Genomic DNA, 23,062 nt, shown 5'->3' with positions numbered 1-23,062 from the left:
CTCTCCGTGAATCTTTGAGTTGAACCTTAACACAAGCTGTGCTGACATACTGCTTAGTTTTCAAGGATCAAGATTCGACAAACAACTTGGCCAACACACAGTATTTTATCACGTTCTGGTCCTCACTGCAAGGGTTCAAGGAGGAAAGGCATCGATCCATCGGTGGCTCCCGAGTGTCCCTCAATCAGCAAAGGTTGGAGCTGCTCTAGTTCCCGTTGTGTGGGGCGCCAATTTAAATAGACATTGGGTACGTCACCAACTATAATCTGCTCAACCACCGGAACTTTGCTGGACACCGGAACGGTGGTGGACATAAAGGGTACGATTACTTGGATCTTGACATTGACATTAAGGTACATTGTATACAGAGTCTGGTTGATTCCCTTCTCCCGAAATTCCATTTCAGGAGAAGTGTCTACAGAGCCTACGGGAACGATACGAACGGGAATGCGGGGGCCTCGAGCTGCGAGAAACTCAAGGCCCGTCACCGTACCCAAGGGAATACCTAACTCTTCAGCTCTGATGGTATTCAAAGCATCCTGGATCTGCTTGGTCATGTCGGAACTGATTCGATTAATTTCTCCCCATTCAAAGCTGATCCCAACAATCCGGTTGGAGATATCTCGCTGCAGCAAAATCAAGTTGCTGGAGTCGATATTGTTGGCCATAATCGTTTGCACTGCTAGGTTAATGGAGCGGGTGGCGATATTGACTGCCCGCTGCTTGGCCCATCCCTCAATGGAGGGTCGCATCCGCAGATCCACATACCAGGCCCCAATTGTGGACAGGGTCACGACTAAGAACAGGAGTAAACTAAGGAACATGCGCACATGACTCATCCGTTGTTCTCGATTCGCTGGTCTCAGCCCAGGCCTAACCGGATTCCACTTCCCCATCTTGGCACACCACCCGTCCCCTACATCCTATGCCCATGGGGAGTACAAATTGCCTATCCCACCAGGATTTTAGCAAATCTTCGTTTGCCCACCTGAATCACCATACCCTCCACAGGTTTGACCTGCAAGTTCTCATCGGTGATCACTTGCCCATCCAGTTTGACTCCACCCTGCCGAATCATCCGGCGACCCTCACTGTTTGAGGGGACCAAACCAGCCCCAGAGAGCAGACCCACGATCCAGATCTGTCCATCGGTGAGCATGTCATCTGTGACCGTAAATTCGGGAATATCCTCGGGCAGCTCCCGTTGCCGAAAGACCCGGTCAAACTCTACTTCGGCGGCTGCCGCTGCTTCTTCTCCGTGGAACCGGGCAACGATCAGCCGAGCGAGCCGGCGCTTGACATCCCGGGGATGGAGGCTGTTGTCCTCAAGGCCCCTTTGGATCTGAGCCACTTCCTCCATCGGCAGCGTGGTGACCAGCTCAAAATAGGTGATCATCAACTCGTCGGGCAGGGACATCACCTGGCCGTACATTTCCGCCGGTGTCTCGTTGATACCGATGTAGTTGCCCAAGCTCTTACTCATTTTCTCATTGCCATCGGTACCCAGGAGAATTGGACTGCAGACACCCACCTGAGGCTCCCGTCCGAGACTGCGCTGGATATCTCTGCCCACCAGGATGTTGAACTTCTGGTCGATTCCTCCCAACTCGATATCCGCGTCAATGGCATAGGAATCGTACCCCTGCATCAGAGGATACATCAGTTCATGGAGACTAATGGGGGTCTGACTCTGATAGCGATTGGCAAAGTCCTCTCTCTCCAGCATGCGGGCCAGGGTCATTTGGGACATTAGCTTCACAACATCCTGAAAACCCATCTTGCTGAACCAATCGCCGTTATACACAATCTCGGTCTTCTCCGGATCCAAGACTTTGAACACCTGTTCCTGATAGGTCCGGCAGTTTGCCAATACCTCTTCATGGCTCAGCTGGGGTCGAGCCTGATTACGTCCCGTGGGATCCCCCACCGTGGCGGTGTAATCTCCAATGATCAGCACCGCTTGATGTCCCAGTTCCTGAAACTGACGTAATTTCAGAACGGGGATCAAATGACCCAAGTGCAGGTCAGTCCCTGTGGGGTCAACTCCCAACTTGACCCGTAGAGGCTTTCCCGTACTGCGGGCCTTTTTCAGTTTAGCCACCAACTCTTCTTCTGGAAAGATCTCCTCCGTACCCCGCTTAATCAGAGCTAATTCCTCTGACAAGGGAAGTTCTCCCAATCTCATAGCATCATCCCTCTTTCTTGGCAAATGAAGCTCACTGACCTAAAACTGAAAGGAGCCTTCCATTCCCCGGTAGGGACGGAAGGCTCCGCGGTACCACCCTAATTGAGCAACTGATCTCGTTGCTCCCCTCGATTCAAGGATTAACGCTCCCCCACGGCCTTCCCTACTATATCCCGCCATGGCGGCATCTTCAGGAGGCAGCTCCAAGGTGTATTTCACCGGGTCCTGCACCGATTTGCACCAACCATCGGCTCTCTACAGCAGGGTTGCCGATTACTTCTCCTTGTCATCGCTTGTCATCTAATCTCATCGCTACATTCTTTGCTGACTCTAGTTGACACCGATTATAGCACGTAAATTCCCTCTTGACAATCCTTTGACAATCCTAGTTTGCCCTGGACTTTACCCTACTAGATGTCACCATCGAGATACCAGTAAAAGCCTTCAGGCAAGCCGCCGGTTTCGCCTGAGTTCGGTGGCGAAGGATCGGGCTCTGCCTCTTCTTCTGGATCGGTCAAGAAGGACTCCGGCTCATCCAGGATCTTGGGCGGTCTCTGAGTCGAACCCCCATTAAGAAGTCGATCCCACAGACCCTTGAGCAAGTCTGTGGCCCGCTCCAATCCCGTGGACATCCGGGGTGACTCCTCTGTGGGCTCCGTTCCCTTGATAAAGATCTCGTATCTCAACTCATCTTCGGGAATTCCGGCATTGGCCTTTGCCAACAGCCCCGTCTTGGTATCGATGAGAATACCCTCAACAATTCCATCGGGCTTGGTGAAATTGGTAATGGGTCGACCCTGCATCACCTTGCGCATATAGTCTCCCCAAATGGCCGCAGCATTCCAGCTGCCATACCTTACCCCGTTATACACCATTTCCTCGGACTGGCGGTCATTACCCAGCCAGATCGCGGTGGATAGTTCCGGAGTATACCCCACAAACCAACCATTGGTATAGTCCTGAGAGGTACCGGTCTTACCGGCGGCCGGTCGACCGATGTTGGCGGACTTAGCGGTTCCCCGCTCAATCACGCCTCGCAATAGGTCCGTCATCATGTAGGCTACTTCTTCGTCCAAGACTACGGACTTTCTCGGTCGCGCCTCCTCCAAGACAGTACCATCGGCCTCCGTTACCTTCGCAATAGCATAGGGCTCCACCCGAATTCCCTGGTTAGCCAGTACCCCAAAGGCTGAGGCCATTTCCAAGGGAGTTACCCCCCGGGTTAATCCTCCCAAAGCCATTTGCGACAACCCTCGGTCATTGTGCTCCCCAGAATGAACCAAAGTAGAAATTCCCATTTTCTCAGCCATGTCCATTACAGGCTTAACCCCGACTTGCTCCAGGACCTTGACGGCAATCACGTTGATGGATAACTCCACGGCTTCCCGCAGTGTCATCGCCCCGCGATAATCGTTATGATAATTTCGCACATTCCACACCCTACCATTGGGTAAGGTGTACTGCAGGGGCTCGTCAACGATGATGGTGGCGGGAGTCCAGCCCTGTTGTAAGGCTACGATATATAAGAAGGGCTTGATCGCGGAACCGGGCTGCCGCACAGCATACACGGCCCGGTTAAATTTGTCACCCTTGTCACCGCGACCTCCCACCATGGCCTTGATCTCACCGGTCCGGGGATCAACGGACACCAACGCGGCCTGGGGTTGAGTGATCCCATTACTATCCTTTTCACCCTTGGGCAAGCTCGAGAGCAGGGTCTGTTCGGCAGTCCGCTGCATCTCTCGATCCAAAGTGGTATAGATCCGCAGTCCACCGGCCAATACCTTTTCTTCGCCGTAACGCTCAATCAACTCGGCAATCACGTACTCAATGAAATATGAGGCAATTTCTTCCCGTGGTTGCGATCTGACCACTTCAATGGGAGTATCCCTGGCGGTGCGATACTCGCTTTCCGTGATGTACCCCAATTCAAACATCCGGTACAAGACGGTATCCCGGCGCCGCTTGGCAGCATCCATGTCGATAAAGGGCGAAAAGTATCCCGGTCCGTTGGTAACTCCCACAATCATGGCTGCTTCCGGCAAATTCAGCTCCCACACATGCTTACCGAAATAGGTTTCCGCGGCGGCTTCCACCCCGTAAGCACCGTGACCGAAGTAAATCTCGTTCAAGTATTTTTCCAAAATCTCGTCCTTGGAGTACTTCCGTTCAATCTGAATTGCCCACAACAGTTCCTGCACCTTTCTTGACCACTTCTGTTCGTGGGTGAAAAAGGCATTCTTAGCCAACTGTTGGGTGATGGTACTACCACCGGCAACTATTCTTCTACTCTTGATATCAGCAATCAGGGAGCCCATGATGCGAATGAGATCGAATCCGTGGTGCTGGTAGAACCTGTGATCTTCAATGGCCACTGCCGCGTGGCGTACATGGGCCGGAATCTGATCTATCGTTACCGGAACTCGGTTTTGTTTCCAGAGCCGAGTCAACACTTCTCCGTTGGCATCGTAAATATAAGTGGTCAACATCGGGTCAAAGGTAATATCATCAAGGCTAGGCGTGGATCGCAAAAAAGCAGCGATCGCCCCAAGGGTAGCGCCAAAGAGGACGAAACCCACGAAAACTAAAGAATATACTACCCAACGTCGACGCTTGCGGCTCTTCGCCAAATTGTCTCCCCCTCTCCACAAAGTCGTAGTTCACCGGGCCAGAGGCCCTGGTAAACCTATTTCCAGATATATTTCCGTTCTTACTGGCCTAGTTCCTGTCTAGTAGGTGGGGAAACATATATCCTTCCTTGGCAAACCCAACCCTGTCTGGATAATCCTTACTATTACCGAGCCAGCTCAACAATAGTCACCCCGTCGCCTCCCTCGGCCGGTGGTGCATAGTAATGGGCTTGAACCAGCTCATAACGTTCCAGCAGCTCGTTAATGGCACTGCGCAAAGCACCGGTACCCTTCCCGTGAATGATCCGACACTTACTAATCCCGGCCATAACTAGATCATCGAGGTACTTGTCCGTTCTGGCCAAGGCCTCCTCCACCGTCGCGCCCCGCAGATCCAGTTCCGTTGAGGCAACCTGAGTCTTGCTGCTGCGAAAACGAGCCAATCCGCTCTGGGGACTTGTCTTCCGGGGCTGGCTGGTGGTGCTGCTGGCTTCCACCTGCAGGTCTGCCGCCGGCACCGATACCTTCATTGGTCCAACCTGAACCAGTACCGTACCATCGCCGCCAACCTCCAGGACTTCTCCCCTTTGGCGCAGAGACTTAATCCACACTCCGCACCCGGCAGTGAGGGCTGCCGACGGTTGGGAAGAAACAGCGCGCCTTTGAGCCGGCTGCTTTTCAGCAGTGCGAAACTCTTGTCTCGCCTCAGTTAAGATGTCTCGGATGGCCTTGGCCTCCTGGACATCATCCGCCTTGGAATCCCCTTGGGAGCTCACCAATTTACGCAGTCGTCCCAGGGATTCATCGGCTAGGGTCTTGGCCTCCTGCAGAATCCGCTCTGCCTCGGCCTTGGCCTGGGCCAGAATCTCATCCCTTTCTTCCCTGACCTGGGCCAACTTCGCTTCATAGGTGTTTTTTAGTTCCTCCATCTCCCGCCGATACTGCTCGGCCAGGGCCCGATCCTCCTGGGATTGCCGGCGGTTCTGCTCCAATCCAATGATCAGATCCTCCACCTGGAGCTGCTCTCCAGTCATGAAGGCCTTGGCCAATTGGATAATCTCTTCCGATAGTCCCAATCGCTTCGAGATGGCAAAGGCATTGCTGCGACCGGGCACCCCGATTAACAGGCGATAGGTGGGGCGCAGGGTCTCCACATCAAACTCCACCGACGCGTTGACCAATCCCTCGGTGGTATGGGCGAAGGTCTTGAGTTCGCTGTAGTGGGTGGTGGCTATGGTCCGCACCCTTTTCTCGTTTAGTGTGGCCAAAATGGCCATTGCCAGGCAGGCACCCTCCGTGGGATCGGTTCCCGCCCCCAGCTCATCGAGAAGCACCAGGGAGTTTTGGGTGACGGACTTCATAATCCCCACGATATTGGTCATATGGGAGGAAAAGGTACTCAGACTCTGTTCGATGCTCTGCTCGTCACCGATATCGGCATACACCCCGTCAAAAACCGCCAATATGGTACCATCGGAGGCAGGAACATGCAGACCTGCCTGGGCCATGAGGGTGAGTAACCCAACGGTCTTGAGGGCCACGGTTTTTCCACCGGTGTTCGGACCGGTAATTACCAAAATGTTATCCCTACCTCGCCCTAAGGACAGGTCCAAGGGGACTACGTCTTTGCCCAGCAGGGGATGTCTACCCCGAAGAATATTGATTTCACCCCGAGAGTTGAGCTCAGGGCGAGTCGCCCGCAGGGCATGGGCAAACCTAGCCTTGGCGATAATAAAATCCACTCTCCCTGCCAACTCGAGGCTGTAGACAATGGCTTTAGCCTGCTCGCTGACTAATGCAGTGAGCTGCTGCAAAATCCTATGAATTTCCTCCCGTTCCTCAGCCTCCAGCTGCCTAATCCGATTGTTAAGTTCAACCACCGGAGCCGGTTCCACAAACAACGTAGCACCGGTACCGGACTGATCATGCACGATCCCCGGCAGGGCACTTCTCTGGTCAGCCCGGATGGGGACTACGTACCGCCCATTGCGCAGGGTAACGATGTTGTCTTGAAGGATCCTTTGGTAAGAGGGATTGTGCAGAATTGAGTCAAGCTTTTCCTTCACCCGGTTTTGGCAAGTGCGAATTTGGCTGCGAATGCGAGCCAACTCCTTGCTGGCCCGATCGACCACTTCCCCTTCTTCGTTAATACACCACTGAATTCGCTTTTCCACATCGACAAAGGTCTCCATGGAGGTACCCAGACTGTGCAAAAGGGGCTGGTGCTCTGCCTTATCCCGCAGAAAGTCAGCCAACCGACGGATCCCATAGAGACAATTATTGACCCGCAATAATTCCTCGGGGTTAAGGGTCGAACCAACTTCCGCCTTCCGCACTTCAGCGGTGATATCCGACAATCCCCCCAGGGGAACTGCAGGTTCCCGGTTCAGAAGGTCCACAGCCTGTGCCGTCTCCTCCTGCCACCTTTCAACGGTCTCCAGGGAAGCCGATGGCTCCAACCAGCGAACCCGTTCAGCCCCCAGGCTGAAGGAGGTGTACTCGGCTAACATCGACCTAATCTTGTGGTATTCCAGCACTCGCAGAGTGCGCGGATTCATATTTCCACCCTCCCAGCTGTGGTTACAGCAAAAAAGAAGCACCAACAGGCAGTGCTTCTCATTCTATCCCTTTAATGGCAACCTCGGGTTGCAGAACAGCTTTCTTCACTGTGATGGAGTTCTCCTGCCTATTGTCCCGGAGCAGATTGTTCCGTATCTATCTTCCCGCTGTTTCCGCAAAGTAGCGTTCCAATCCATAGTAGATCCCTCGGGCCACTTTCTCCTTGTATTGCGGCGATGCCAGCAACGCGGCCTCCTGTTTATTACTCAAGAACCCAACTTCCACTAGAGCTGCTGGCATATTAGTATTCCTCAGAACGTAGAAATTGCCGTATTTCACTCCCAAATCGGAAAATCCAGTCTGGGCAACTACATCCCTCTGCAGATATCGGGCCAGTCCCTGGCCGGAGTTAGTATAATGGTAGGTTTCCACACCTCGGACCCTGGGATTATCATTCCAGTTGGCATGAATACTGATAAACACATCGGCACCCGTGGCGTTGGCGGTCCGGGCTCTGGCGGTAAGCTGTCCCGTGGACGCTGCAAGCCCAGGGTCATAGTCGCCGGTGCGAGTCATTACTACTCTGGCTCCTGCCTGTTCTAGCATGGCCTTGACGTTATAGGCAATATCCAAAACTATATCCTTTTCAGGTTCCGGTCCAATTCCGACGGTTCCAGGATTACCACCGCCGTGACCGGGATCGATGACGATGGTCTTGCCGGCAACACTACCTGAAGTAATGGACCCAGGCGCACTAAGCTCGGCGCTGGGTGCTTGCCGAGCCGAGGAATCATCTTCAGAATTTCCCAAGATTCCTCCCGTAAAGAAGTACAGAGCCACCATCAAGAGTGAGGCTAAGGCACTGGACCGCAAATATATACCCCCGCGTCTGCGAAACAAACCCACGAGCATCTCCTCCGATTATTGCTGCGACTAAGGCTGCATATCCTGATAAATATATAAACATAAAACCAAGATCAAAGATAGGGCTATGTGCCTTATTCGAAATCCCTGGTATCGAAACCTTCCGACAATTCATGGTAGAGGAGATGCCCAAGGGGCACTGGGAAGCTCCTATAGTGGTTCGAAGGACCCTTGGTAAGACCCCTCCCGGTGATTCTTCGGCGGCCGCTGCCACCGGGGAAATTCCTCGGGAAAAAGGGCCTCCAGCTCAGGATATACCTGGGGAACCACCTTCAGCACTCGCTGCGCCACATAGGATTCCTCCAGGGCCACATAGGTAAATTCCGTAGGTATAATCTCCAAGGCGACCACAAAAATACAGGTAAACAAAAAGCCCTTGGCCAAACCGAACACTAGTCCCCCCAAGCGATCAACGATGGCAATGGGGGTAAAATGAACAATTCGACTAAGGAGCCGCCCGGCAATTCCCGCGACTAAAGCAACGCCTAACGCGATGAGAACAAAGGCAATGCCATTGGCCAGCGCCGGCGGAAACCCTGCAGCCATGATTAGATATGCTCCACCGTCTTGGTAGTATTTATAAGCAAGAAAGATCGCAATAATCAGGCCGAAAACCTCGGTGATCTCCCGAACTAATCCCCGAATCAGGCTACCGACAACAGTGAAGATCATCACACATCCGATGACAACATCTACCCAGTTCATGCTACCCTTCTCCTTCAACCCAACGCCCTGAACAATCCTAATCTAATTCCGACAACAGCTCTTCCAACTCAAACTTTTCCTGCATCAATTTCTGCACTTCATCGGCCAAGTAGATACTGGTCAAGATCGCTATCTTATGATTGGACAAGTTAGGATAGGTTCTTGCCAGTTGTCGCATTCTGGTATCGACCATTCTGCCCAGACCTTCAATATAATCCTTCGAACCTTCTCCCCGGATAACGTATTCTTCACCCATGATGGAAATCCGAGCCCTGGCCAGGTTATCTTTGGCTGGTTTGTCCACGGCAAAGCCCTCCCAGAAAGTTACGTAGCTATGGAAAGTTTCTGTACTCACTGCAAAGAATCCTCTTGAGGGAAAGGAAAGGTCGGTGGCATCATACCACCGACCAATCCAAACTGCAATCCCCCAAAGGTGCCATCCTATCGCCGGATTTGCACCGACAATTCCGTGGCCAACCGCTCCTCCAACTTCTCCAGTATCCCTTGGATTTCCTCATCCCGCAGAGTGCGGTCTGGGGCCTGGAAGATCAGTGAATAGGCCAGACTGCGATAGTTCTCTGGGATTTGCTCTCCTTCATACACATCAAAGAGCGCAAACTCAGTAATCAAACCGCCGCCACAGGCGATAATCAAATCCTGAACCTGGGTTGCGTCCACCGTTACGGGAACCAACAGGGCAATATCTCTGGCTACGGCAGGATAGCGGGGAATGGACTTAACTTTATCCAGAGGCTTGACCGCAGCCTGCAAGAGATCTAGGTACAGCTCTGCCACCACGACTCTCTGGTCTAGAGAATACTCCTCGACGACGGTGGGGTGTACCTCACCAATCATCCCCAGCTCCTTGCCAGCGCAAAGGATGGTGGCGCTTCGGCCGGGATGGAGACCATCATGCTGGGATTGGCGAAACTCCAACTCAATCCCAAACTCCAAGGCCAGGGCTTCCAGGACTCCCTTGAGATCAAATACATCGACCTCGTGATCGGGACGACCCCATTGGGTCGTAGGCCACTGACCGGTCATCGCTATTGCCAGCTTCCAACGTTCCTCGGGATGATCGGACAGGGGCAGCTCCTTGGCCTCATAGACCGGTCCCAACTCAAAGAGGTGTACATTGTCCTGCTGCCGGGCAACGTTGCGGGCAACGGCTTCCAAGAGCTGAGGCAGCACCCGAATCCGCATGGCGCTCCACTCTTCAGTCAAGGGATTGTTGATAGTGATCATCGGCTGCCAGGGAATTCCCATCTTAGTTAACGCCTTGGGAGACCAGAAGGTGTAGGACATCGCCTCGTTGAGTCCAAAACCAACTAGCAGCTCCCGGATCCCATCCCGAAAAACCATGGTGGCATTCTTACCGCCGCGACTGCGACCGGTGGAGGGCAGAGTTGCTGGAATCTTGTCATAGCCATACAACCGCGCAATTTCCTCAACTAGATCCGCTTCCCGCCGCAGATCGCCCCGGAAGGTGGGAATGGTCACCAACAGAGTATCCCCCTGGAGCTCGGTCTCCAGCTGCAGACTGGCTAGGTACTGAGCGCACTCATCGGCAGGTATCTCAACACCCAACAGCCTTTTGACCTCGGTGGTCCTGAACTTGATCTGCCAAGGCTGCACCGGCTCTGGGTAGACATCGATGATACCCTTGGCTGCCTTGCCGCCGGCCAGTTGGAGAATCAGGTCAGTAGCCCGCTCCAAGGCCGGTATCGTGTTGTTGGGGTCCAACCCCTTCTCAAAGCGGCTGGAGGACTCAGAACTGAGACCCAAAGCCCGTGATGTCCGGCGAATGGCCGGCCCATTGAAATTGGCTGCTTCCAACAGGATATTGACGGTGTTTTCACTGACTTCCACACTTTCGGCACCCATAATTCCCGCTACAACCTGGGGCCTGGCGCCATCGGCAATGACCAGCATATCCTCGGTCAGAGTTCTCGTTACTCCGTCCAGGGTCACGATCTCTTCCTGGGGCTTCGCCCTGCGCACCACAATCCGGTTTTCCGCCAACAGATCGTAGTCGAAGGCGTGCATAGGCTGTCCCATTTCCAGCATCACGAAATTGGTGATATCAACGATATTATTAATTGGTCGCATTCCCGCGGCCAACAGCCGCCGCTGCAGCCACAGGGGAGACTCACCGACAGTGACGCCGGTGATCACTCGACAACTATACCTGGGACACAGATCTGGCGCCTCTAGTGTCACCGAGGTCAGATTCTCAATGGGCTCCCCCTCTTCCTGTACCTGGGGCTGAGGTAACCGCAGCTCATTCCTGGTGATGGCGGCAACCTCCCGGGCGATCCCAATTACGCTTTGATTGTCCGGTCGATTGGGGTAAATCTCCAATTCCAAGACGGAATCATCAAGCCCCAGGGCTTGGACTATCGGTATCCCCAGGGGCGTATCCTCGGGCAAGACCATAATCCCATCATGGCCGTCACCCAGGCCTAACTCCCGCTCAGAACAAATCATCCCATTGGAGTCAACGCCCCGCAGCTTCGCGGGCTTGATTGCAAATCCTCCCGGCAACACCGCTCCAACTTCAGCCAAGGGAACCCTCTGCCCGGCAGCCACATTGGGAGCACCGCAAACCACCGTTAAGGTGCTGTCACCATCGTATACCTGGCACACCCGCAAACGATCGGCATTGGGATGGGGCTCCACTGCCTTGACCTCTGCGGTAACAACACCGGTAAGATCCGGTGCTAGATCTTCGATTCCGTCGACTTCCGATCCGGACATTGTCAAGGCATCGGACAATTCCTGAGGGGTCATCGTAAAATCTACATAGTCCTGCAACCACTTATATGATACTCGCATCTCTTCGGTCACCTCCCGTGAAACTGCCGCAGGAACCGCAAGTCGTTCTCATATAGCCAGCGGATATCTTCAATCCCGTAGCGAGTCATCGCAAACCGCTCAACCCCAAGACCAAAGGCAAATCCGGTGACTTCGTCGGGATCATAACCAACCATTTCAAACACCTTGGGATGCACCATTCCGCAGCCCAACACCTCTAGCCAACCACTCCCTTTGCAGACCCGACATCCCGTGCCTTCACAAACCACACAGGCGACATCCATTTCCGCGCTGGGTTCGGTAAAGGGGAAGAAGCTGGGACGGAATCTCACTTTGCGATCACCGTACAGTACCCGAGATAACTCCATCAGCGTTCCCTTCAAATCGCCTAGGGTAACCCCCTTGTCCACCACCAAACCCTCTACCTGGTGGAACATTGGGGTATGAGTGGCATCGGAATCCCGGCGATAGACCTTCCCCGGGCAAATGATTCGAACCGGTGGCGCCTGCTTTTCCATCACTCGGACCTGAACCGGCGAAGTTTGTGACCGCAGCAAAAATCCCCCATCAAGATAGAAGGTGTCTTGCATGTCCCGGGCCGGGTGATCGGGGGGCACGTTGAGAGCCTCGAAGTTGTAATAATCCGTCTCGACTTCAGGACCTTCTACGACTTCAAACCCCATACTGACAAAAACCCGCTCCAATTCCGCGAGAATCAGGTTGACGGGATGGACAGTGCCTCGCTGCGGTCGCCTACCGGGCAAGGTCAAATCCAAGGTCTCCGCTGACAACCGTCGGGTCAATTCCGCTTCCGCCAGAATTTCCCCCCGCTCCGCCAGCGCCCTTTCTACTTCTTCCCTCACCTCGTTGACCAGCTTACCCATCACCGGTCGCTCCTCGGGGGACAGCTGACCCATTCCCCGCAAGATTTGGGTTAGTTCTCCCTTCTTACCGAGAAAGCGGACCCGAACGTCCTCTAATTCCCGCACACTATCAGCCTCTTGGCAGGCAGCCAAAGCCCGATCCCGGACTTGGATAACTTGCTCTTTCAAAACTCTCCCTCCTTAGACTCTATCGGCTAATCCTAGTTTTCCCAGACTAGCGCAACTAGCCGGTGCTTGTTCGCGGTTTATCTTAAGGAATAAAAAAGAACCTCCGTCCCAGTTAGGAACGAAGGTTATTCGCGGTACCATCCTATTTGACTGCCAAGGCAGCCCACTCTTCCAGGCGCTTGATCACAAAGATCGTTACGCCCTGCTTCTGTAACGGGAAGCCCCCGGAAAGGCCTACTGCCAGTTCAACCCTCAGCTCGGAAGTGAATTTCAGCCAAACCTCGCCTCGAATGGTTCCAGTCTATGCCATTCGTCCCTGTTAGGCAAGTCATCTGCCCTACTTGTCTTCGTCATCGCCTGTAAAACTTTGCTCAGTTGTATCCCTTGGTGGTGTCTACTGTCACGCTAGCCACTAGCAGCTTGTAATCCAATTACAGCCTAGAGTATCAGCCCACTGGCCACTGACGGAACTAGTTCAAAACTATCTCCCTGTATTTTTTGTACAGCAAATAGGCGGCTACCGAACCCGTCGCTTCAAACAGCTTCCAGAAAAACTCAGCGGTAAGATTCAAACAGGCCCACCCCTCTAGCAAATATTGTCTTTCGAGGGTCCTCCGCGCTGGCCCGGCCCTCCCGGACCTTCCAAGAACACACCAGTCAATTCTCGGAACTCGTTGTTTCGATTATAACACATTCTTTCGGGAAATGACAACCAACTCAAATCCATCTCCAATCTACCCTGCGAAAAAAGACTTTCTGGCTAAAGGTTAGGTAAAACTGACCATACCGTGGAAGACTAGCTGCTGAAGGACGAGAAAGGGGGGATATCATGCCCAATCGCGACCAACTGATGGCCGTAGGTCAAAGCTGCAGCGAGTACACTCCGACGCAGACCACCGACATTGAGGTTGCCTGCGACACATGCATTCACTGGAAAGGCGAAAAGGAGATGTGCGAGCTAGATATTTATCTCGAGCAATTGTTGAACCTGGATCAAACCTAACCCCTTGGTCGGCACAAGGCCGCGGCTCTGTGGATCAGCCCAGCACAGCGCTGGGCTGCAGACCTCTTACTGGGTTTTTATCTGTCGCTGTTTGGCAGCCTCAAAGAGCAGCACCGCAGCGGCCACGGCAGCATTGAGGGATTCGACATTGTGATGCAATGGGATCGATACCACAGCCTCAGCCCGATGGTTCAAGAGGGGACTGGGGCCCTTGGCTTCATTGCCGATCACAATCCCACAGGACCCGGTAAAATCCGAAGCGAAATAGGGAACCCTTCCTTGAGCATCGGCGACCACCAGGGAGCATCCCACCTGCTGCAGCTGCTCTAACAACTCTTCATACTCGATATCGTAGGCAATGGGAATCCGCCACAAAGACCCCATGGTGGAACGAAGCACTTTGCCGCTAAAAGGGTCTACGGTACCCTTGGTCATGACCACACCGGTACAACCGGCTCCCGCCGCAGTCCGTATCATTGTACCAAGGTTACCGGGATCCCGCACCTGATCTGCGATGAGTACCAAGGGATTGGGTCCCTCAAGGGCCTGGCGCAGGCTTCCTTCGGGAATTTTCGCTACGGCAACAACTCCCTGGGGAGTTTTCGTTTCCGAAAGGGCGGCGATAATCTCCCTGGGAACTTGGTACCACTGGACCTTGGGTCTGCTGGCCTTGAGCCGCTGAATAAACTCTTCGCCGCCGTCCGTTCCCACTAATTCTTCGGAAACAAACACCGTGTCCATCTCTGCCTGGGACAAGATCGCATCTTCCACCAAACGAGTTCCTTCCAAGAGGCAGCGTTGGGCCTGCAGTCGCCCCTTCTTCCGCAACAGCTTCTTAGCAGCCTTCACCTTCGGGTTATTCTCGCTTGTGATCACCTGCATCGGCGCAAAACTGTCACTCATCCTTGCCAGACTCCTTATGGCTAAAATGGAACAATCCCAGGTCAATACCTGGGAGTTGATCCAAGCTTAATGCAATTCTTACGCGCCCAATTGCTCTTTAGCAACATCAACCAAGCGCTTGAAAGCCTGCTCATCATTTACAGCCAAATCCGCCAACATCTTGCGGTTAACCTCAACTCCAGCCTGTTTCAGGCCACTGATGAAGCGACTGTAGGACAAGCCATTCATCCGGCTAGCCGCGTTGATTCGGGCGATCCACAGCTTGCGGAAATCACGCTTCTTCCTGCGCCGATGATCATAGGCATACTGCAGGGACTTCATCACCTGCTGATTGGCCGGTCGGAAGATCTTGCTCTTTCGCCCATAATATCCCTTAGCCAACTTCAATATCTTCTTATGACGTCTTCTTGTTACAGTTCCGCCCTTAACTCTGGCCATTATTCTTCAACCCCCTGAACCACATGAAAATTTACCAGTATGGTAATGCCCGCTTCAGCCGCTTGGCCTCACCTTGATGAACCAACTCGGCCTTACGTAACTGCCGCTTGCGCTTAGGACTCTTGTGGCCCAGCAGATGGCTACGGTTGGCACTGGGATTCTTCTTCAACTTACCTGTACCGGTGCGTCCCAGCCGCTTAGCTGCACCCTTGTGGGTTTTCATCTTTGCCATATCAACAACCCCCTATGACTAGTTCTGCTTGGGTGCCAAGATCATGATCATATTGCGGCCCTCAAGTTTTGGAGCCCTTTCGATGACAGCAACTTCCTTGACTAGTTCCGCCATTCTCTCCAACTGTTCCTTAGCCAAAGAGGCATGGACAATTTCCCTGCCGCGAAATCTGACCGTTACCTTGACCTTATCTCCATTTTTCAGGAACTTCTCGGCATTACGAGCTTTTACCTGAAAATCATGTTCATCGGTTTTGGGAGTCATCCGTACTTCCTTCACGGTGATGACTCGCTGTTTCTTACGAGCTTCCCTTTCCTTCTTAGCTTGCTCGTATTTATACTTACCGTAATCCATAATCCTGCACACAGGCGGCTTGGCGTTAGGAGCAACCTCTACCAAGTCGACTCCGCTTTCCGCAGCCAATCTGAGAGCATCCCGAGGAGCCATGATGCCCAGTTGTTGTCCATCGGCTCCAATCACCCGAACCTCTCGAGCCCGAATCTGGTTGTTAACCCGCAACTCCTTACTAATACCGTATCACCTCCGGTGATTTATACCCAAAGGCCGCTTCCGACCCATCGAGCACAACAGCAAGACAAACACAGAAATGGAGCGGGCAATATCCACCCGCTCCAGCACAGACACAACAATCCTGCTCAAAGTTACAGCAGCATTCTGGTTTCTGAGGCTAGAACCTTATCAGCAGCCTTAGCGCCATAAGGTGAGAAACGGGTAGTCTCTGCTTGTACAGCCATTTCCATATTCTTTAAGAACACAACTTATCTTACCACAAGCTTCTCCTATCGTCAACACTAACGCTGGAGATCATCGAAGGCTCCTACATGCTCTTATCGGCGATTTCCTGAGTGATGCGGTCGAGGAACTCCGAAACTCCAATGGCACCAAGGTCTCCCTTGCTTCGATCCCGCACGGAAACGGTTTCGGAATTCATCTCCCTTTCTCCTACCACCAGCATATAGGGAACCTTCTCCAATTGTGCGGCGCGAATCTTGTAGCCAACCTTTTCGTTGCGTTCATCGACTTCAACCCGAAGGCCGGCATCTATCAGTTTATCGGCCACGCCTTTTGCATAATCAACAAAATCGTCGCCCACAGGGATTATTTTCACCTGAACGGGACTGAGCCATACCGGGAAGGCACCGGCAAAATGCTCAATTAACATACCGACAAATCGTTCAACGGCTCCAAAAACCACTCGGTGGACCATTACCGGCCGATGTTCTTGACCGTCGCTGCCCACATAGGTGAGGTCAAAGCGTTCCGGCATCTGAAAATCCAACTGAATAGTGGCACACTGCCAGGTCCGACCCAGGGAATCCTCCAGGTGGAAGTCAATCTTCGGTCCGTAGAAGGCTCCATCACCTTCATTGATGGAATACTCCATTCCCCTGGCCTCCAAAGCCTTTCGGAGGGAGTCGGTGGCCAGTTCCCAGATTTCATCGGAGCCCATGGCATTTTCCGGTTTGGTGCTCAACTCCACGCTATAATTAAAGCCAAAGACCTGGTAGAACCGATCGATCAAATCGATTACCCCAGATACTTCGCTTTGAATTTGCTCTGGGAGCATGAAGATATGGGCATCGTCTTGATGGAAGCAGCGAACCCGCATCATCCCATGTAAGGTGCCGGACAATTCATGGCGATGGACCAGCCCCATCTCCGCCACCCGAAGGGGGAAATCCCGATAGCTGTGGGCCTTAGTTTTGTACCACAACATTGCCCCCGGGCAGTTCATCGGTTTGATGGCAAATTCCTGGTCGTCGATTTCGGTGAAGTACATGTTCTCCCGATAATGATCCCAATGGCCAGATTGGCGCCACAACTTCTCGTTCAGAATGATGGGAGTCTTGATTTCCACGTAACCGGCCTTGGCATGTTCCCGCCGCCAAAAGTCCTCTAGAGCCCTCCACAACGCCATTCCCTTGGGATGGAGGAAAGGGAATCCTGGGCCCACGTCGTGCATGCTGAACAAATCCAACTCCCGCCCTAACCTGCGATGGTCCCTCTTGGCAGCCTCTTCCAAGCGCCGCAGATGCTCTTCCAGCTCACTTTTTTTCCAGAAGGCGGTGCCGTAGATCCGCTGGAGCATCGGGTGACTGGAATCTCCTCGCCAATAGGCCCCAGCAACGTTGAGCAATTTGAAGGCCTTTATGCAGCCCGTGGATGGCACATGGGGACCAAGGCAAAGGTCGGTAAACTCTCCCTGGCTGTAGATACTGATGGAACCATCTTCAAGGTCCTCCACCAGTTCCACCTTAAACCGCTCACCGGCCTCCTGCCACTGGGCAAGGGCTTCATCCTTGGGAACCTCTCGCCGGGAAAAGGCTAGATCCTCCTTGATGATCTTGTTCATTTCAGCTTCAATCTTACCCAGATCCTCGGGAGAGAAGGGCTGATCTACCTCGAAATCATAGTAAAATCCATTATCAATGGCCGGTCCAATGGCCAACTTCGCCTCGGGATATAACCGTTTCACTGCTTGCGCCATTACGTGGGCGGTGCTGTGGCGCAAAATGTTGAGGCCTTCATCCGAGTCTTGTGTAATTATCTCAACCTGATCTCCATCCTTCACGGGGCGGGAAAGGTCCACTAGCTCACCGTTAATCCTGCCGGCAACGGCAGCCTTTGCCAACCGAGGACTAATCTTCTTGGCCAAGTCCAACACCGATTGCCCTGGTTCCAAGTCCATCTGGGTGCCGTCGGGCAATACTGCAGCAATCTTCTCGACTTGGTTCATCCTCTACACCTCCAATAGGTAACCTTCAGTGTTCAAAAACAAAAGAACCCTTTCATCCCCAGGGACGAAAAGGTTCGCGGTTCCACCCTAATTGACTAGAAGGAGGTTGTTGACAACCTCACCCTAATCCACTCACAGGACCGATAACGGGGTCTAGCCGGTGCTGTCTACTTGGGAACTGGACCCTTTCAACAGCCACTCCGGGGTGGTTTTCCAAAATCTCCGGGCTAGGAAGGCTTTCAGCCGCTGGCACTTCCCTCTCTGACAGCCGGTGGGACTTTGTACTCTTCCCCATCAACGCTTTCAGCGATGATTCGATTATACTGACTTTTATTATACGAGGCCTTGTCGCCAATAGTCAAGGGCGCTAGGTCAAAAATCCATCTACCTGGTCTTTAGGCCAACAGAGCTCTATCGTCAACGAAATCTGTCCCTCGCACCTTGTTAAACTGCTCCAATAGGTCGGGAACCTTCATCACCGTGCGCTTGGGACCGGAGATGTCGAGGATAATCTGTCCCTCATGCATCATGATGGTCCGACTGCCCACCCGCAGCGCCTGCTCCAGATTGTGGGTCACCATCAGTGCAGTGAGATTGGATTGCTTGATCAATTCCTCGGTGAGCTTCAAGATGTGAGTAGCCGTTTTGGGATCCAAGGCTGCCGTATGCTCGTCTAAGAGTAGGAGCTTAGGCTTAACTAGGACAGCCATCAACAAACTTAATGCTTGCCGCTGTCCCCCCGACAGCAATCCCACCTTATCATTTAAGCGGTTCTCCAGACCCAGGTCCAAGACCCGCAGCTTCTCCTGGAATAACTTTCGCTGCCGCTGATGCAGACCCCGCCGCAATCCCCGTTGAGTGCCCTTGGTGATGGCCAGGGACAAGTTCTCTTCGATGGTCATGTTGGCGGCAGTTCCTGCAGCCGGGTCCTGGAAGACCCGACCCAAGTAACAGGCCCGCCGATGCTCTGGACGATGGGTAATCTCCTCATCGTCGAGTATAATGTGCCCACAATCCACTGGGTAAACACCGGCAATAGCATTAAGCAGGGTTGACTTGCCTGCCCCGTTACTGCCAATAACGGTGACAAACTCTCCAGGCTTCAGGTGCAGGTTGACTCCATTGAGAGCTGCGATTTCCGAGGCGCCACGATTAAACCGCTTCACCAACCCCTTAACCTTCAGCATTTCCTGCACTCCCCTCTGCCATCCTAGCCAATTTGGTCTTGGACAAGATGTCCCGTAGGTTACTTCCAGACAAAGCTACTACCACTAAGAGGGCAGTAACCAATTTCAGGTCTGTAGGGGCTAACCCCACCCGTAGGGCGATAAAAATTACCAGGCGATAGACAATGGAGCCAATCACAGCACCTAAGGTAGCCGCATACACCGTCTGCGGTCGGATTAAGACTTCACCGATAATCACCGAAGCCAGACCGGAAACAATCATCCCCTGGCCTAGGTTAACATCGGCAAATCCCTGATAGGCGGCCACCAATCCACCGGACAGACCAACAAACCCATTGGCCAAAGTCAAGCCCAACAGCTTCATCGTATCGGTGCTGCCACCGAGGCTTCGCAACATCTGTTCATTATCCCCGGTGGCTCGCATCGCCAATCCCACTTGGGAATGCAAGAACCAATCCAAGGCCAGCTTGCCAATGAGGCAGAAAACAAAAAATACTAATACCGCGGCCCACCGGCGATCGATGCCCCAATCAACCACTAGGTCAAAAAGGTTGACTACCCGCAACAAAGGTACGTTGGGCCGGCCACCCATCACCCGCAGGTTAATGGAATACAGGGCTGTCATCGTCAAAATACCGGACAAGAGCCCTGAGATCCTAAGTCTTGTGTGCAACACTCCCGTGACGGCACCGGCGCCGGCACCGGCCAGCGCCGCCAAGCCTAGAGCCAGTGCAGGGTGCAATCCCCCCACCAGCCCGGCAGCCGCCACTGCCGCTCCCAAGGGAAAACTACCGTCAACGGTTAAGTCGGGAAAATCCAGGATGCGAAAGGTAATATATACACCTAGGCTCATTAGCCCATATACTAATCCCTGTTCCAGCGTACCTAAAAGTGCTAATCCCATGAAACTCATACCTTTCCTTTGGCTCTAGTTATTCAATGATTTCATCGGCTGCATCCATTATCTCCTGAGGAAAGGTAAAGCCAATCTCACGAGCCATTTCCAAATTGATCAATAGGGACTCCGACTCAGTGTATTCTACCGGCAGTGAGTGAGGTGGCTGCCCCTGCAATATCTTCGCCGCCATCTTGGCCGTCTGTAGCCCCAATTCGTAGTAGTCAATACTCAAAGTGGCCAATCCACCCCTGCGGGCCATATCGTTCTCACCAGCCACCACCGGTATCTTGGAGTGTTTGGCTACGACAGCCAGGGATTCCATCGCTGAGGCTACAGTATTATCCGTGGGGACGTAGATGGCATCCACCCGCCCGATCAAGGACTGTGCCGCCTGGAAAACCGCTCCGCTGTTATTGGCCGTTGCCTCCACGACAGTAAGTCCTAGCTCCTTTGCCTTAGCCTTGGCGATGTCTACCTGAACAACGGAATTTGCCTCACCGGGATTGTACACAATTCCCAACCGCTTGGCCTTTGGTACTAGCTTCGCCAATAAGTCCAGCTGTTCCGCTACCGGGGTCAAATCCGAGGTTCCGGTCACATTGCCTCCCGGCTCCTCGATACTATCAACGAGTCCGGCGACAACGGGATCGGTAACCGCCGTAAATAGGATGGGAATGGAGTCAGTAGCATTGGCCACGGTTTGTGCCATTGGAGTAGCAATAGCCAAGATCAGATCAACATCATCGATCACTAGTTTCTGGGCAATGGTCTGAGCTATACTCATATCGCCCTGAGCACTGTAAAGATCATACTGGACGTTTTCGCCTGCAACATAACCCAGTTCTTCCATGCCATCGATAAAGCCTGCCCGGGCGGCATCCAAAGCGGGATGCTCGGTGATCTGAGCAATGCCAATGCGAAAGGACTCTTGGGCCCACACACCAGGTATAAAGCTTGCGACCACCGCTAGGACCAATGCTACAATCTGAACTTTTCTCATGTCTACCCCTCCATCTCATGTTTTTTTCTTTCCCTCTCAGACTCGTTGCTTAAAGACCTTCAGAATCAGACTGGTCTGGGATCCCACCACACCGGGAATCTTGCGCAGCGTATGGGTGACAAAATCAAACAACCTCTCATTGGAGTCCATCGTCACCCCAATCATTAGATCGAAGGTCCCGGTGGTGACTCCAATAAAGCGTACCATCTCTTTCTCCTGGAGAATCTCAACGGCGGTCTGCAGATCGTCACCCTCTATCTTGACACCGATGAGGGCTACGGTACCTAGTCCCACCTTCACTGGATCGGGAATGGCAACTATTTCCAACACCTTGGAGTCAATCAACCGAGTGATCCTCTTGCGAACGGTGCTTTCCGCAACGTTCAACTCAGATGCGATAGTGGTGTAAGGCATGCGACCATCGGTCTCCAGAAACCTAATAATTGCGAAGTCCAGCTCATCCAGCTCCGGGAATGTCTCTGCCATAACCTTACCCCACATCCTCTCTATGGTTTTCGTACATTATAAGGGAATGGTTACCGGTTTTCAACGGGCAATTTGTTAAAGTTCATGGATATCGTCTAAAATTAGGACACTATTCCTAACACTAGCCTAGACTCACCATGACTGGAAACGCTGACGGCGGGCAGACTATCGGATACACCGACGGGCGTGGTATACTGAAAACCAAAGTCGATTGAAGTTAGGTGGTTCCAGTGGAGATAGCACTCTTCATGTCCGGGCCTGTGATCGGCGCCTTGATTGGCTGGTTGACGAACCTGTTGGCCGTCAGGATGCTCTTCCACCCCCGGGAACCGGTGGTGATTCCCGGTCTGGGCTGGCAAATCCAAGGCCTGATTCCCAAACGGAAGGCAGATTTTGCCCACAGTGTGGGCAAAGCAGTATCGGAAGAACTGCTTCCCATAGAGCACGTGCTTGGCCGCATCGATCAGAAGCAATATCAGTTGGACATCCTCTCCAGCGTCGTCACCTATATCGATGACAAGCTCCATGCCCTTTTGCCAACGCTAATTCCCTCTTCCCTGCGCAACCGCATCAGGGACGTCATCGCCGATTGGATCACTAGGGAAGGCCAGTCCCTGCTGGAAGACGCCTTTCAACGGGGTGTAAGCAAGCTGCAAGCCGAAATCGATATCGGCCAGATGGTGGAGGAACAGATCCTGTCCTTTGATACCCTGCAGCTGGAACAGTTGGTGATCGCCACTGCCCGGAAGGAACTGCGCCATATCGAACTTCTGGGAGGAGTCCTTGGCTTTTTTATCGGTATTGTCCAAAGTCTGTTGCTCGCCCTCCTGAGATAATCATCCCATTGACAATAGCTAAAACGACAAAAGGAGCAGCTCTGTAACAGAGTTGCGCCTCTTGTCTTTGGAGGCGCAGACCGGATTTGAACCGGTGAATAACGGTTTTGCAGACCGCTCCCTTACCACTTGGGTACTGCGCCATATCTTAGAATTTGCTCCTGGTGCCGAGGGGCGGAATCGAACCGTCGACACGGGGATTTTCAGTCCCCTGCTCTACCGACTGAGCTACCTCGGCCTGACCGCCTAAAGGCTGACTAAAGATAAAAGACTGGTGGGCGAAACAGGGCGCGAACCTGTGACCCCCTGCTTGTAAGGCAGGTGCTCTCCCAGCTGAGCTATTCGCCCACAAAGTATTGCCTTGCCTCTCGGCGACGTTGTTCAGTATATCAAACCCTTTGGTTTTCGTCAACATCTTTTTCTCCAATTGTACGCGTGGCTCATTGTAGAAT

The 23,062-nt window shown here is 53.1% G+C and carries 21 protein-coding genes, 3 tRNA genes and 3 other annotated features; of the genes, 2 read left to right on the top strand and 22 right to left on the bottom strand.

The features are described 5' to 3' along the window. Positions 1-122: 122 nt before the first annotated feature. The 10 genes from yunB to GX030_01950 all read right to left on the bottom strand — a co-directional run bounded on the left by yunB (position 123) and on the right by GX030_01950 (position 13,441). The gene (gene yunB, locus GX030_01995; protein NLV91151.1) at positions 123-896 is read right to left on the bottom strand and encodes a sporulation protein YunB; all 774 of its coding nucleotides are present in this window, start codon (positions 894-896) and stop codon (positions 123-125) included. Positions 897-949: 53 nt separating this feature from the next. Continuing rightward, the gene (locus GX030_01990; protein NLV91150.1) at positions 950-2,185 is read right to left on the bottom strand and encodes a tyrosine--tRNA ligase; all 1,236 of its coding nucleotides are present in this window, start codon (positions 2,183-2,185) and stop codon (positions 950-952) included. 68 nt (positions 2,186-2,253) lie between these two features. Beyond that, positions 2,254-2,484 (bottom strand) — a binding site (T-box leader). 111 nt (positions 2,485-2,595) lie between these two features. Then, positions 2,596-4,815 (bottom strand): penicillin-binding protein 1A, encoded by a 2,220-nt coding sequence (locus GX030_01985; GenBank protein ID NLV91149.1) that lies wholly within the window; start codon positions 4,813-4,815, stop codon positions 2,596-2,598. A gap of 164 nt (positions 4,816-4,979) precedes the next feature. Next, positions 4,980-7,373 carry an endonuclease MutS2 gene (locus GX030_01980; protein ID NLV91148.1) on the bottom strand — a complete coding sequence of 798 codons (2,394 nt, stop codon included), beginning with the start codon at positions 7,371-7,373 and terminating at the stop codon, positions 4,980-4,982. Positions 7,374-7,530: 157 nt separating this feature from the next. Then, a complete protein-coding gene (locus GX030_01975) occupies positions 7,531-8,280 on the bottom strand; it encodes an N-acetylmuramoyl-L-alanine amidase (GenBank protein NLV91147.1) in 750 nt (249 codons plus the stop codon). A gap of 168 nt (positions 8,281-8,448) precedes the next feature. Beyond that, a complete protein-coding gene (locus tag GX030_01970) occupies positions 8,449-9,003 on the bottom strand; it encodes a CvpA family protein (GenBank protein ID NLV91146.1) in 555 nt (184 codons plus the stop codon). A gap of 37 nt (positions 9,004-9,040) precedes the next feature. Then, positions 9,041-9,307, bottom strand: coding sequence for a cell division protein ZapA (locus tag GX030_01965; protein NLV91145.1), 267 nt, complete (start codon positions 9,305-9,307; stop codon positions 9,041-9,043). Between the two features lie 137 nt (positions 9,308-9,444). Continuing rightward, positions 9,445-11,838: a phenylalanine--tRNA ligase subunit beta gene (locus GX030_01960; protein ID NLV91144.1), complete on the bottom strand. Its 2,394-nt coding sequence runs from the start codon at positions 11,836-11,838 to the stop codon at positions 9,445-9,447. Between the two features lie 8 nt (positions 11,839-11,846). Further along, complete coding sequence (gene pheS / locus GX030_01955; protein NLV91143.1) at positions 11,847-12,869, bottom strand: phenylalanine--tRNA ligase subunit alpha; 1,023 nt, start codon at positions 12,867-12,869, stop codon at positions 11,847-11,849. A 111-nt stretch (positions 12,870-12,980) separates the two neighbouring features. Further along, positions 12,981-13,232 (bottom strand) — a binding site (T-box leader). Between the two features lie 107 nt (positions 13,233-13,339). After that, a complete protein-coding gene (locus GX030_01950) occupies positions 13,340-13,441 on the bottom strand; it encodes a YqzL family protein (protein NLV91142.1) in 102 nt (33 codons plus the stop codon). A 257-nt stretch (positions 13,442-13,698) separates the two neighbouring features. Here GX030_01950 and GX030_01945 point away from each other — a divergent pair, with 257 nt between their 5' ends. Further along, positions 13,699-13,872: a hypothetical protein gene (locus GX030_01945; GenBank protein NLV91141.1), complete on the top strand. Its 174-nt coding sequence runs from the start codon at positions 13,699-13,701 to the stop codon at positions 13,870-13,872. A 66-nt stretch (positions 13,873-13,938) separates the two neighbouring features. On the opposite strand, the gene GX030_01940 is transcribed toward GX030_01945, so the two are convergent. The 9 genes from GX030_01940 to GX030_01900 all read right to left on the bottom strand — a co-directional run bounded on the left by GX030_01940 (position 13,939) and on the right by GX030_01900 (position 21,774). Continuing rightward, positions 13,939-14,775 (bottom strand): RNA methyltransferase, encoded by an 837-nt coding sequence (locus tag GX030_01940; protein ID NLV91140.1) that lies wholly within the window; start codon positions 14,773-14,775, stop codon positions 13,939-13,941. Positions 14,776-14,853: 78 nt separating this feature from the next. Beyond that, entirely contained in the window at positions 14,854-15,213 is a 360-nt protein-coding gene (gene rplT, locus GX030_01935) for a 50S ribosomal protein L20 (protein ID NLV91139.1), read from the bottom strand. Positions 15,214-15,244: 31 nt separating this feature from the next. Then, complete coding sequence (gene rpmI, locus GX030_01930; protein ID NLV91138.1) at positions 15,245-15,445, bottom strand: 50S ribosomal protein L35; 201 nt, start codon at positions 15,443-15,445, stop codon at positions 15,245-15,247. A gap of 18 nt (positions 15,446-15,463) precedes the next feature. Beyond that, positions 15,464-15,976 (bottom strand): translation initiation factor IF-3, encoded by a 513-nt coding sequence (locus GX030_01925; protein NLV91137.1) that lies wholly within the window; start codon positions 15,974-15,976, stop codon positions 15,464-15,466. A gap of 307 nt (positions 15,977-16,283) precedes the next feature. After that, the gene (thrS, locus tag GX030_01920; protein ID NLV91136.1) at positions 16,284-18,185 is read right to left on the bottom strand and encodes a threonine--tRNA ligase; all 1,902 of its coding nucleotides are present in this window, start codon (positions 18,183-18,185) and stop codon (positions 16,284-16,286) included. A 75-nt stretch (positions 18,186-18,260) separates the two neighbouring features. Next, positions 18,261-18,510, bottom strand: a binding site (T-box leader). Between the two features lie 88 nt (positions 18,511-18,598). Next, positions 18,599-19,390: an ATP-binding cassette domain-containing protein gene (locus GX030_01915; GenBank protein ID NLV91135.1), complete on the bottom strand. Its 792-nt coding sequence runs from the start codon at positions 19,388-19,390 to the stop codon at positions 18,599-18,601. Further along, positions 19,377-20,294, bottom strand: coding sequence for an ABC transporter permease (locus tag GX030_01910; protein NLV91134.1), 918 nt, complete (start codon positions 20,292-20,294; stop codon positions 19,377-19,379). Before GX030_01910 ends, GX030_01915 begins: the two co-directional genes overlap by 14 nt. Before the next feature lie 28 nt (positions 20,295-20,322). Further along, positions 20,323-21,288, bottom strand: coding sequence for an ABC transporter substrate-binding protein (locus tag GX030_01905; GenBank protein ID NLV91133.1), 966 nt, complete (start codon positions 21,286-21,288; stop codon positions 20,323-20,325). A gap of 36 nt (positions 21,289-21,324) precedes the next feature. Continuing rightward, positions 21,325-21,774 (bottom strand): Lrp/AsnC family transcriptional regulator, encoded by a 450-nt coding sequence (locus tag GX030_01900; protein NLV91132.1) that lies wholly within the window; start codon positions 21,772-21,774, stop codon positions 21,325-21,327. A 230-nt stretch (positions 21,775-22,004) separates the two neighbouring features. Here GX030_01900 and GX030_01895 point away from each other — a divergent pair, with 230 nt between their 5' ends. Beyond that, complete coding sequence (locus tag GX030_01895) at positions 22,005-22,610, top strand: DUF445 family protein (protein NLV91131.1); 606 nt, start codon at positions 22,005-22,007, stop codon at positions 22,608-22,610. A 68-nt stretch (positions 22,611-22,678) separates the two neighbouring features. Here the strand turns inward: GX030_01895 and GX030_01890 are convergent. The 3 genes from GX030_01890 to GX030_01880 form a co-directional block, all read right to left on the bottom strand. Then, a tRNA-Cys gene (locus GX030_01890) sits at positions 22,679-22,753 on the bottom strand. 19 nt (positions 22,754-22,772) lie between these two features. Beyond that, positions 22,773-22,848, bottom strand: a tRNA-Phe gene (locus GX030_01885). 34 nt (positions 22,849-22,882) lie between these two features. Next, positions 22,883-22,958: transfer RNA gene (locus GX030_01880), tRNA-Val, on the bottom strand. Positions 22,959-23,062 lie beyond the last annotated feature (104 nt).

The sequence above is a fragment of the Bacillota bacterium genome (assembly GCA_012727955.1).
In the GTDB taxonomy this organism is placed as follows: domain Bacteria; phylum Bacillota; class Limnochordia; order DTU087; family JAAYGB01; genus JAAYGB01.
This window is presented reverse-complemented; position numbering and strand designations above follow the sequence as displayed.